Source organism: Lysinibacillus sp. S1, from assembly GCF_044986265.1.
GTDB classification, from domain to species: Bacteria; Bacillota; Bacilli; order Bacillales_A; family Planococcaceae; genus Lysinibacillus; species Lysinibacillus capsici.
This window is the reverse complement of the sequence record NZ_CP173154.1, coordinates 1,523,169-1,536,005: the sequence shown is the minus strand read 5'-3', so window position 1 is coordinate 1,536,005 and position 12,837 is coordinate 1,523,169. Positions and strand designations below refer to the sequence as shown.

Genomic DNA, 12,837 nt, shown 5'->3' with positions numbered 1-12,837 from the left:
AGTCAAAGGTCTGATTTTCGCCTAAATCGTGGAGAAACAATAGTCCAGACGGTTTCTTCGTGTTAAACTTATGAAGGAAAAATAATAGTACACATTGGATTTAAGGAGTTGTTGACATGTTACATCAGCTTTCATGGAAAGTCGGTGGGCAACAGGGTGAAGGGATTGAGAGTACAGGTGAGATTTTCTCAATGGCAATGAATCGTCTAGGTTATTTCCTATACGGTTATCGTCACTTCTCTTCTCGAATTAAAGGTGGCCATACGAATAATAAAATTACAGTTCGTCCAACAGAAGTACGTTCAATTGCGGATGATTTAGATATTTTAGTGGCATTCGATCAAGAAACAATTGATGTCAATTATAAAGAGCTTACAGAAAAGGGTATTATTTTAGCCGATGCAAAATTTGATCCTGTTAAACCAGTGGATTCAAAAGCACCATTATTTGCAGTACCGTTTACAGAAGTAGCAGCAGAGCTTGGTACTTCGTTAATGAAAAACATGGTGGCTATCGGCGCAACTGCATCATTGCTAAACCTAGAAGACGCAGTATTCCAAAATGTTGTCGATGATATTTTTGGTAAAAAGGGCGAAGAAGTCGTACAAAAAAATATGGAAGCCATTACACGTGGTCGTCAAATTATGAATGAGCTGTTAGTTGATCGTATAGGCGAATGGGAGCTTGCACCTGCAGATGGTAAACGTCGTATGTTTATGATTGGGAACGATGCGATAGCACTTGGTGCATTAGCTGCTGGGACACGCTTTATGGCAGCATACCCAATTACACCAGCGTCTGAAATTATGGAATACTTGATTAAAAAATTGCCGAAATTCGGTGGAACGGTCATCCAAACGGAAGATGAGATTGCAGCAGCAACAATGGCTATTGGCGCTAACTTTGGCGGTGTACGTTCCTTTACAGCTTCTGCTGGTCCTGGTCTTTCATTAATGATGGAAGCAATTGGTCTTTCAGGTATGACAGAGCAACCTTTAGTAGTAGTGGATACACAACGTGGAGGCCCTTCAACTGGGTTACCAACTAAGCAAGAACAATCTGACTTGATGGCTATGCTTTACGGTACTCATGGAGAAATTCCTAAAGTAGTCATTGCACCTTCTACAATGGAGGAAGCTTTCTTTGATACGATCCAAGCATTTAACATTGCAGAGGAATTACAATTACCAGTAATCTTAATGACAGATCTACAATTATCTCTAGGTAAACAATCTGTTGAGCCATTTGATTATAATAAAATTGAAATTCGTCGCGGTAAAATTGTGATGGATGATCTTGAGGAAGCGGCAGATAAAGCCTACTTCAAGCGTTACGAAGATACAGAAGATGGCATTTCACCTCGTGTCTTACCAGGTACATTGCATGGTATTCATCACGTTACAGGTGCTGAACATGATGAAACAGGGAAGCCATCTGAGGCAACGGGTAATCGCCAAACTCAAATGGATAAACGCTTCCGCAAATTAGAGAGCTTGAAATTTGATAACCCAGTCTTTGTTAATGCACCACATGAGGAAGCCGATATTTTATTAGTAGGCTTTAACTCAACAAGAGGAGCTATTGAAGAAGTGCAAGAACGACTGAATGCACAAGGAATGAAAGTGAATCATGCCCATATTCGTTTAATTCACCCATTCCCATCTGCAGAAATAGCACCTCTTGTTGCACAAGCGAAAAAGGTGATCGTTGTAGAAAATAACTATACAGGTCAATTAGCTAATATTATGAAGATGAATGTTGGTGGTCACGATAAAATCGCGACAATCACTAAATATAATGGTACACCATTCTTGCCTGGTGAATTAGAAAATCGTGTGAAGGAGTTGACTCGCTAATGGCAACATTTAAGGATTTTCGTAATACAGTGAAACCAAACTGGTGCCCAGGCTGTGGAGACTTCTCAGTACAAGCAGCTATTCAACGTGCTGCTGCAAATGTCGGCATAGAACCAAATGAACTTGCTGTCATTTCGGGAATTGGATGTTCAGGTCGAATTTCAGGGTATATCAATTCTTATGGATTCCATGGTATTCATGGTCGTGCACTTCCGATTGCACAGGGATTGAAAATGGCTAATCGTGATTTACATGTTATCGCTTCTGGTGGTGATGGTGATGGATTTGCTATTGGTATGGGGCATACAATTCATGCCATCCGCCGTAATATTGATATAACTTATATTGTAATGGATAACCAAATTTATGGTTTAACAAAAGGTCAAACATCTCCACGTTCAGCTGCTGGATTTATTACAAAATCTACACCAGGTGGAGCTRTYKMKSYRWCWTTKMRWCCMTTMSMSRNMSMRTTMRYARGTKGTGCAACATTTGTGGCGCAGGGCTTCTCTACAGATATTAAAGAATTAACAGCACTAATTGAAGCTGGTATTAACCATAAAGGTTTCTCATTTATCAATGTCTTTTCACCTTGTGTAACGTATAACAAAGTGAACACATATGATTGGTTTAAAGAAAATTTAACAAAATTAGCAGATGTTGAAGGTTATGATCACTCAAATCGTGGTATGGCAATGCGTACAGTGATGGAACACGAGGGGTTAGTAACAGGCATTATTTATCATGATACGGAAACAACGTCGTATCAAGAAAAAGTACCTGGCTACTCTGAGTTACCATTAACAGATATCGATATCAAAATGAGCGAAAATGATTTTAATGATTTAGTAAAAGAATTTATGTAAAATTGATGAGATCGAAGCATTTGGAATGAAGTCATTCCAAATGCTTTTTTTATGCTTTAGTAATCGATCGCAAGTAAGTAATTGTTATGGAATCCTTATAAAATCCTTATATTTATTTTTTACACTAAGGTCATCGAAAGGATGATGCCTAATTATGAAAGATTTGATATTGAAAACAAACAATCTGAATAAAGCGTTTAAAGGACAAAACATTGTAGATAATTTATCGTTAGAAATTAAACGTAATTCAGTTTATGGCTTACTTGGACCTAACGGAGCGGGAAAATCTACAACCTTAAAGATGATAACGGGCATGCTACGACCTAATGCTGGAGATATCATTTTTAATGGACATCTATGGTCAAGAAAAGATTTGCAGGATATCGGGGTCTTAATTGAAACACCACCCTTGTATGATAATTTAACAGCTAAAGAGAATCTAAAAGTTCGAACGATAGCGTTAGGCATACCACAAAGTCGGATTGACGAAGTATTGGAGATTGTAGATTTAACGAATACGGGGAAAAAACGAGCAGGTCAGTTTTCTTTAGGGATGAAGCAACGATTAGGTATAGCAATTGCGCTGTTAAACAAACCGAAACTGTTAATTTTAGATGAGCCGACAAATGGTTTGGATCCAATCGGTATACAAGAGCTTCGTAAGCTCATTCGCTCCTTGCCAGAACAAGGTATCACTGTTATATTGTCTAGTCATATTTTGCATGAGGTAGAACAAGTTGTGGATGATATTGGCATTATTGCTGGTGGCAAGCTTGGCTATCAGGGACCAGCTCCACAAGGTCATGAATTAGAGTCACTCTTCATGCAGGTTGTTACTGCCAACAGAAAGGTAGGTCATTAGTATGTTAGCCATCATGAAAGCAGAACAATTAAAATGGAAGCGAACTTTTATTCCCAAACTACTGTGGCTTACGCCACTTATAACCTTACTTATAGGCGCTGTACTGATGGGAGGTGAATATTTTCAAACAGGAGCTTATAACTGGTGGTATACGATGCTTCTGCCAGGTGCACTGACGATTTGCTGTGCCTTAGTGATCGAAAAAGATAAGAAGTTGAAATACCATAGTATACTTGCACTACCACTTGGCCTCAAAAAGGTTTGGTTGGGAAAAATACTTTCATCAGGTGTATGGCTTTTCATTATCACTATTATGTTCTTTGGAGGAATTACAGTAGGGGGATGGCTATTTGATCATAGCTTACCAATAACAAGCAGCTTATTAAGTTCTCTAATTATTTTCGTAACGTTTTTGTGGCAAATTCCCTTATGTCTTTTTCTGGCAGCTAAATTAGGAACCTATTTGGCTATTTTGCTCAATGTAGTTGCCAATATCGTAGGGATTGTAGTATTTGCTGATGGAGAGCTATGGTATTGCTATCCTTTTGCAATAGGTGCACGTCTATTATGCTCAACTCTCGGTATATTACCAAATGGTCTACCAGTACCTGAGGGTAGTTCTTTACTCAATAACGATGTTATATTTCCTGGATTATTGATAACGATCACTTGGTTTATCATAATCACTTCACTCACGACAAAGTGGTTTCAAAAAAGGGAGGCCAAATAGCAAATGGACATGTTACGATTATTGAGAGCAGAAAGTCTTAAAACAAGACGAACTCCATTACTACTTACACATCTACTTGTCCCCATTGCTATTTCTGGATTGTTTTTAGCTTACTATTCCTATTCACCATGGGATTTTCACGGAAAAGTAACTGCCTATTTTCAAGGCCTAGCGTGTGGACTACCTATGATTATAGGATTAGTATGTGCAATGGCATCCGATCAGGAGGCGAAGGCAGGTCATTATCAAAGCATGCTAGTCTCAACAAAAATAAAAATAAAGGCATACTTGAGTAAGCTTATATTATTATTGATGTATAGCTTTGGAGCCATCTTTATGTCTGTAGCTATTTTTAGTATGGGCTTTAGAGAATTATTACATGAAGTAGATTTTGACTATTTATTTTATAGTGTTGCTGCCTGTATTTTATTCAGCAGTCATATTATTTTTTATATTTTACATTTATTTGTAAGCTTCCAATTTGGAAAAGGTGCTTCGATTGGTTTAGGCATTGTAGAAGCCCTGCTGGTCGCTTTGTTGCTTACTGGTTTAGGTGATGCTATTTGGCCCTTTTTACCGTATGGATGGAGCGGTCACTTTGTTTCTTTATGGATTTTAACTTCGGCGGGCACAAATTTAACATTGCTCGAAGGAAGTATCCAAACTAGTATAATATGGTGCTTAGCTGGAAGCATACTGGCTTTTGCATTATCTTGCCTATGGTTTTGGAGATGGGAAGGTAGAGCAGCTGAATAGTAGGAATGGATGGTTGAGGATAAATTATGGCAAATATATTAGTAGTTGATGATGAAATTGATATTTTAATGCTGGTTAAAAATGCACTACATAAAGATAATCATTTAGTAAATATTGTGTTTAATTCGACAGAGGTAGAGAAGATGGATCTAGGCTTCTTTGATCTAATCTTACTTGATGTGATGATGCCTGCTATTGATGGCTTTACGCTATGTAGGCAAATTCGCCATGCGGTAGATTGTCCGATTCTTTTTCTTACCGCTAAAACCTTAGAGGAAGATATTATGTTTGGTCTTGGCTTAGGTGCAGATGACTATTTAATCAAACCTTTTAGTATTGGCGAACTACGGGCAAGGGTAAATGCTCATATTCGACGTGAAAATAGAGAGAAACGGAATGTTCTTTATCATGGTAAAGTTCATTTTAATCTTTCTGGTAAAGAACTATTTGTTCAAAATGAGAGGATTCCGTTAACCAAAAGTGAGTATGAAATATGTGAATTTTTAGCGCGTCATCGCGGGCAAGTTTTTTCTAAAGAACAAATATACGAAACGATTTTTGGATTTGATGGCAAAAGTGACAGTACAGCGATAACAGAGCATATTAAAAATATTCGTTCAAAGCTGCATGCATTTGATATAGAAGTCATTGATACGGTTTGGGGGATTGGCTATAAGTGGAAACCGTAAAACCGAGGAAAGGAACACGTCTGCATACATTTTTTCTGAGATATTTATTTTTTCTGTGCATTGGCATCATTCTTTTAGTGGCACTATTAATAGGTCTATTTATGTTTGCCTTTTCAGCTAATATTATTTTACCTGCAAATTATGCAGAGGCACAAATCACGTTAGCAAAAGATCGAATTGCTACAAGCAGCTCGGTAACGGATGCGATGATCCCTGACCTTGTAGAATATGCAGTGGTTTCAAACCAGGGAGAGTTTATTTCAGGCAATTTAACTAAAGAAGAGGCTTCCTATGCATGGCAGTTAAAACAAAAAGGAGAAAAGCAGGGAAGTTCTCGATTTTATGCATTTATTGAGCGCGAACAGGAAGTATGTATTTTACGCTATAGTTTAGTACCTGAGTATCGCTCTGCTATCATAAGAAATTATTTACCTAATCCGCAATTAACAGTTTTATTAGTTTTTATTATTGGAGTTGTTGTACAAGCAGCGGTACTTGCTGTTCATTTTGGCAGAAGACTAAAACAAAAAATGATGGGCTTACAAGAAGCTATTGAAAAAATACAACATCAAAATTTGGCATTTCATTTACAACCGTCTGGAATCCAAGAAATTGATGATATTGCTCTTTCTTTTGAACAAATGAAGGAAGCATTAAATACTTCTTTGACACAGCAATGGCGGGCAGAAAGATTGCGCAGAGAACAAATATCAGCACTGGCACATGACCTGAAAACACCATTGACGATTATTCGGGGAAATGCCGAACTTTTATTGGACACCGCCCAAGATGAAATGCAAAAAGAATTTAACCATTATATATTAAAAAATACGGTTGAAATTGAAAAGTTCACAAAGCAATTAATGGATCTTTCGAATGTGGAGCAAGGTATTGTCACCTCAAAATCAAATGTCGCCATGCATTCTTTTATTCAACAGGTCGAACAACAAATGAAAGCTCTTGCTTTAGAAAAAAATCTTGAAGTTAGTGTAGAAATGGTCAGGCTACCTACTTCCATTATGATAGAGGAAGAGCTTTTTTATCGGGCTCTATTAAATGTGATTGTCAATGCAGTTGAGCACACACCAAATAACGGCAAAGTCACTTTATCTGTTGAAGGAAAGGGGGATGTTATTCATTTTACTGTGAAAGATAGTGGTACTGGTTTTTCAGCAAAAGATTTAAAAGAGGCTACCAAACAATTTTATCGTGGAGACCCAAGTAGAAATACAACAGATCATCATGGTATGGGCCTTTATATTGCAGAGTCAGTTATTAAAAAGCATGATGGGGTAATAACACTCGCTAATGATTCGATAACGGGTGGAGGAAAAGTGACAGTCACTATTCCTGTTATGAGGATGGAGTAACAGTTTATTTTTTCCAATTTACTGCGGGTAGAAATCAAAGTCATTGCTCTAATGAAGTCCTTCATGTTACCCTAGTAATAAATTTAGTCCTTTTTATTGGAAGTAAGGTTTTACAACTAACTATCCTTATAAAGGGCTTTTTTTATAGAAAAAAGTTTTAAGGGTACTTAAATGGAGGAGTTTTTTTTATGGCAGAAAGAGGTAGACCAAAAGGCGCAAGTGGAGAAGAAAGTCGCGCATTATTACTTGAAATTGCAGCGAAAGAGTTTGCGCAGCATGGATATCATGAAACGAAGGTGAGTACGATAGTAAAAAGTGCATCATTAAGTCAGCCTACTTTTTACCTGTATTTTAAAAATAAAGAGTCCATTTTTGAAGAATTAGAGAATCTTTTTCGTTTACGAATGATGGATTTAGCCAAAAAAAGCCGCTTACAGCCTGCATTAGAGCAAGCAACAGTAAAATCACGTATTATCCATAATGTTAAGGAATTATTAGCGTTTTTTGCTAAAAACCCAAATTTAACAAGAATTGGATTATATTTATCGACAAAGGCTGATGAAATAAAGGCACAAATCGTCAAGCAAATTAAAGAGAATCTGGATTATGAAGTAGATGCTGGCTATTTTCGGAAAGATTTAGATACACATATAGTTGCAGAGAGCTTAATAGGTATTATTGAGCGATTAACATTTGTTCAATTACTGCCAAAGCAAAAAAAGCCAGAAGAGATAGCCACTGATATTGTGAATTTATTAATAGATGGTATGTTGGATAGGGGAAGTCATGACTAATAATCAACCACTTCATAATTTTAAAAAAAGAAAATACTGATTTTTTCTTTTTTTAAAGTTGAATATTACTTTTGAGTAATATAATATTAGGAATATGTAGTGATTACCATTAGTATTTCAAATGGTTCACTCAATTAAAGAAGAAAAGAGGAGGTGAATGGAATGATGTATCCACCAATGCCATATGTAGGAGATAAAGGTGGCCGTATTACTGTTAAGTAATTATTACTTAAGGGTCTGGCTTATTTAGTCAGACCTTTATCTTTTAAATGAAGAGACTGTTTAATATGCTTGAACAGAGTAAGTTAGAAAATGTAACTTTCTACTACAGAAAAGAAGGTATAAAGCAATTGATTGGTCAATTAGCAACTGTAGATGGATTAGTGAAATTTCAGGGGACAAGGGGTGTTTTTGGAAAGATTTAGTTACACATATGGGTTTCAGAGTGTTTTAGTGAATTGATTGAATGATTAGCATTCATTCAATTGTTGCCAAAGTAAAAAGCCAAGAGATAGATAATTGTAACTTTAGTAATAGAAAGGATATTTACTAGAGAAAATAGAGGAAATAACTATATAAAAGAAAATGATTTTTCTTTTATATAGTTGAATATTACTTTTGAGTAATATAAAATTGCTTATTGTTATTTTATATCAAGATGTAGAAAGAAGGATCTATGAGTACCAAAATAACATCTCTGTTAACGTTCATCCAGATTTTTTAGGATCAAATCAAACCTTCTAAACTACTGTAAAAATCGATGGGGCTTTAAATAGACTTAGTGAATGAGTGACACCATTAAGAAGAAGGAAGATTGTACATGGGAGTGATGTTTAATGTTTAATATGTAAAATTAATCCAAAATAGAGTCGCATTTTGCTTTTATAGCAATTTAAAATTTTTAAATAATATAATTATCGTATATGTTTGTTATTCGTATATGCATTAGAACATGATTGATGTAAGAGAGTGCTCCTATTCTTTTTCAATCACATATTGGTAGAAGTAAAATGTATAGAAAGAGGAGAATGCTATGAGAAAATGGCAGCAGGCAGTATCGGTATTTGTCATCTATTTGTTAATGGCACAGATTGTAGTTGGTAGTTTCCCAGTGTATGCTGAAACGAATGATCATGAACAGCCCATACTAACTGTCACACTCACAACAGATGGAGAGCCTTATATAGATGGTGACATTGCTTCAAGTCCTGTTACTATTCAAGCGACAACAACTACAGTTGATAGTGCTAGTCTACAGATAGAGACTTCTAACGACAAAGGAAATACATGGACAGTATTCAATACTTTAACGCCACTTGTTTTAACAGATGCAGGGGACTATCATATTTGGTTTAGAATCATTGGGCAATCCGCCATTAGTAAGCATGTAATTCGCATCGCAGAACAAAAGCCATCGTTATTGTCAGCAGGTAACTCTATTATTTATGTGGACGCAACTGCTACTGTTGGGAATAATGATGGTACAAGTTGGGACAATGCATTTCAAGATTTACAATCCGCTTTACATAGCGCACTAAGTGGACAGCAAATCTGGATTGCCCAAGGAACATACACACCAACTAGAAAAATGGATGTAAATGATTCACGCAGCGTAGCATTCCGAATGAGAAATGGTGTGGAAATTTATGGCGGTTTTAAAGGTGATGAAGAGACATTAGCGCAGCGAGATTTTAACACATACAAAACTATACTAAGTGGAGCACTTCCTAGTGGAGAAAATGCCTATCATGTATTTTATCATCGATATGACCCTGATGTAAGTGTATTAAATGAAACAGCCATTCTCGATGGTGTCACCATTACGGGAGGTTTTGCTAATAAGGGGACGCATATGTATGGTGGTGGGATGTACAATAGCGATGGCAATAACCCACTCTTAAGAAATGTCCTATTTACCGGGAATAAGGCACAGGGAGATGGTGGAGGCTATGGAGGTGCTATGTATAATACTAGAGGAAGTAACCCGATTTTAACAAATGTTCTATTTAATGGAAATGAAGCGTACCTAGGTGGCGCTATCTACAATGCTAGTAGTAGTCCAAGATTAAGTGGTGTCAAATTTGATGGAAATAAAGCGACTGGCTATGGAGGCGCTATCTATAATGGTGGTAGCAGTAGTCCGACTTTAACAAATATAACATTTACTAGCAATGAAGCAGTATACGGAGGTGGTATATACAACGGTAACGTGAGTAATCCCATCTTAACGGAAGTTGAATTTAATAGAAATAAGGCAACTCAACATGGTGGTGGCATGTACAATTATGCCAATAATCCAACTTTAACAAACGTAACCTTTAATGAAAATGAAGCTACTTTTTATGGAGGTGCTCTATACAATGATGCTAGCAGTCCCAACTTAATGGAGGTAACATTTAGCGAGAATAAGGCGGAGTATGGAGGAGGGATGTTTAATACTGGTAGCAATAGTAGTCCACTATTGAAAAATGTGCTATTCAATAAAAATCAGGCAAGTCAGTTAGGAGGAGGGATGTTTAATACGAACTATAGTATCCCAAGCTTAACTGATGTAACGTTTGATCAAAACAATGCAATCAATGGGGGCGGCATGCACAATACCAATAGTAGCCCGATGATGACAACTGTAACATTTCGTGAAAATAAGGCCGGTTATGGTGGAGGGGCTATGTCTAATGATGGTGTCAGTAATCCAATTTTAACGAATATGCTATTCATTGGAAATGAAGCGTATATTGGGGGCGGTATGTTCAATGATGGCAGTAGCAGCCCCAATTTAAGAAATACGTTATTTACTGGCAACAAGGCAGATTTTGATGGTGCTACTATAAGTACTGACTCTCCAACTAGTAATATCATCTTAACGAATGTGACCATCAGTGGCGATGTTCCGAAATATGGAGTGGGTGCTATTTCTGGAGGTGGCTCAGCTAGTAAAATTCAAAATAGTATTATTATCGGAAATAACAAGAAAATTGCCTTTTATAATTATAAAGGTAAAGTTGAAAATAGCTTGCTCGATGTGGAAGTAGGAAAGAACATAAGAGGGAAACTATTTGATACGACTGGGACGGCTGTTGATACGCCCACTTATCTGCCAACAGATGTGTTTATGGATTCAAGCAAGAAAGATTATCGCTTAAAAGCAGATTCTCCAGTAATAGATCAAGGGAATGCTAGTTATCCTGAATTAGCAGATATAACAACAGACCTTGCTGGGAAAAAACGTGTGCAAGGAGCGGCGATTGATTTAGGCGCGTATGAAGTGCCAAATTATTATAACATTATCTACGATGCAAATGGAGCAACGGGAGGCAGTGTGCCACAAGATGATCAGAAATATGAAGAAAATGCCCTTGTGACAGTGAAGGTTAATAGCGATAATCTTGTGAAAACAGGCTATACCTTTAAAGGCTGGAATACACAAGCAGATGGTAAAGGCACAGCATATGCAGTGGATGATACCTTCCCAATGGGTACAGATAATATTATATTGTATGCGGAGTGGGTAGCTAACCAAACATATACAGTCAAATATGATGCAAATGGCGCAACAAGTGGTATAGTGCCACAGGATAGTCCATTATATGAGGAAAATGAAAAAGTGATGGTACAAGGAAATAGTGGAAATCTAGTAAGAACAGGCTACACATTCAAAGGCTGGAATACACAAGCAGATGGTAAGGGAATATCCTATGCCGAAAATGCAACCTTTCAAATGGGAAAAGCCGATGTCATCTTGTATGCCCAGTGGACAGCGAACCCAACTTATACAGTCATATATAATGCAAATGGTGCAACAAGTGGGACAGTGCCAAAGGATAGTACATTATATGAAGAAAATGAAACAGTAATGGTACAAGGAAATAGTGGAAATCTAGTAAGAACAGGCTATACTTTTGCGGGCTGGAATACAGCACAGGATGGTAAGGGTATAGCCTATATAGCAAATACGCCTTTAATAATAGGTGAGGCAGATATAATTTTGTATGCTCAATGGATAGCGAATTCTTCAACACCTGGTGGAGGTAATGCCAATGGTCCTTCAATGCCGCATGGAGGTAGTGCTTCTCATCCATCAACGTCTATTCAAATATCCTTCGAGACAAATGGTGGCCTATCTTTAGAGGACATGGAGATTACCTATAATACAAGAGTCAGTGATTTACCTGTACCAACAAAGGAAGGTTTTCGTTTTGACGGTTGGTATATAGATAAAGCGCTAACGATACAATGGGCTGAAGATACGCTTATGAGGGAGAATTTAACGCTCTATGCAAAATGGATAATATTGCCAACAAAAGAACCGAAAGAACCACAGCAATCCCCACAGTCAAAGCCTTCCGTGGTGACTTTCGAAGATATCGAAAACCATTGGGCACAGGATATGATTGAGGCATTAGCAACGCAGGGCATTATTAAAGGATATGAAGATGGTACTTTCCGACCGAATGAATCAATTAGCCGCCAGCATGTTGCCTCATTATTCACACGTGCTTTTGAATTCGAGGTGATTCGCCCAACAGCAGCCTTTTCGGATGTAGCACCAAACCATATGTACTATGATGCGATTATGACCTTACAGCAGGCAGGCATTATTGATGGAGCGGATGGAGCATTTCGTCCAACAGACAATATTACACGGGCACAATTAGCTAAAATTTTAGCAAATACACTACAACTGAAATCAGAAGGTAAGAGTTCTTTTAAGGATGTAGATAGCAATCATTGGAGTGTTGGCTATATTGCGGCATTAGAGCGAGCAGAGATTACATTAGGGGATAATGGCAAGTTCCACCCTGAAGCTTCTGTGACAAGAGCCCAATTGGCGGTTTTTATATACCGAGCAATGCAGCAATAAAAATGATTTTTTAGGCGTGAGGCTATCTAACAGCTTCGCGCCATTATACTATG

At 37.4% G+C, this 12,837-nt stretch carries 9 protein-coding genes and 1 pseudogene; all 10 read left to right on the top strand.

The genetic code is table 11. The features are described from left to right. Positions 1–116 precede the first annotated feature (116 nt). A complete protein-coding gene (locus tag ACHZEU_RS08055; protein WP_404804331.1) occupies positions 117–1,856 on the top strand; it encodes a 2-oxoacid:acceptor oxidoreductase subunit alpha in 1,740 nt (579 codons plus the stop codon). Continuing rightward, positions 1,856–2,722: pseudogene (locus ACHZEU_RS08050) on the top strand (2-oxoacid:ferredoxin oxidoreductase subunit beta). The gene ACHZEU_RS08055 and the pseudogene ACHZEU_RS08050 overlap by 1 nt, the downstream one beginning before the upstream one ends. A gap of 154 nt (positions 2,723–2,876) precedes the next feature. Continuing rightward, the gene (locus ACHZEU_RS08045; RefSeq protein WP_279494250.1) at positions 2,877–3,584 is read left to right on the top strand and encodes a lantibiotic protection ABC transporter ATP-binding protein; all 708 of its coding nucleotides are present in this window, start codon (positions 2,877–2,879) and stop codon (positions 3,582–3,584) included. Between the two features lie 13 nt (positions 3,585–3,597). Beyond that, a complete protein-coding gene (locus ACHZEU_RS08040) occupies positions 3,598–4,314 on the top strand; it encodes a lantibiotic immunity ABC transporter MutE/EpiE family permease subunit (protein WP_279494251.1) in 717 nt (238 codons plus the stop codon). A 3-nt stretch (positions 4,315–4,317) separates the two neighbouring features. After that, entirely contained in the window at positions 4,318–5,070 is a 753-nt protein-coding gene (locus tag ACHZEU_RS08035; protein WP_202341638.1) for a lantibiotic immunity ABC transporter MutG family permease subunit, read from the top strand. Positions 5,071–5,096: 26 nt separating this feature from the next. Next, positions 5,097–5,759 carry a response regulator transcription factor gene (locus ACHZEU_RS08030; RefSeq protein WP_004224888.1) on the top strand — a complete coding sequence of 221 codons (663 nt, stop codon included), beginning with the start codon at positions 5,097–5,099 and terminating at the stop codon, positions 5,757–5,759. Then, complete coding sequence (locus tag ACHZEU_RS08025; protein WP_279494252.1) at positions 5,747–7,129, top strand: cell wall metabolism sensor histidine kinase WalK; 1,383 nt, start codon at positions 5,747–5,749, stop codon at positions 7,127–7,129. The genes ACHZEU_RS08030 and ACHZEU_RS08025 overlap by 13 nt, the downstream gene beginning before the upstream one ends. Positions 7,130–7,317: 188 nt before the next feature. Then, positions 7,318–7,923 (top strand): TetR/AcrR family transcriptional regulator, encoded by a 606-nt coding sequence (locus ACHZEU_RS08020; RefSeq protein WP_004224884.1) that lies wholly within the window; start codon positions 7,318–7,320, stop codon positions 7,921–7,923. Between the two features lie 269 nt (positions 7,924–8,192). Then, positions 8,193–8,348 (top strand): hypothetical protein, encoded by a 156-nt coding sequence (locus ACHZEU_RS08015; protein WP_279494253.1) that lies wholly within the window; start codon positions 8,193–8,195, stop codon positions 8,346–8,348. A 608-nt stretch (positions 8,349–8,956) separates the two neighbouring features. Continuing rightward, entirely contained in the window at positions 8,957–12,784 is a 3,828-nt protein-coding gene (locus ACHZEU_RS08010) for an InlB B-repeat-containing protein (RefSeq protein ID WP_279494254.1), read from the top strand. Positions 12,785–12,837: the final 53 nt, after the last annotated feature.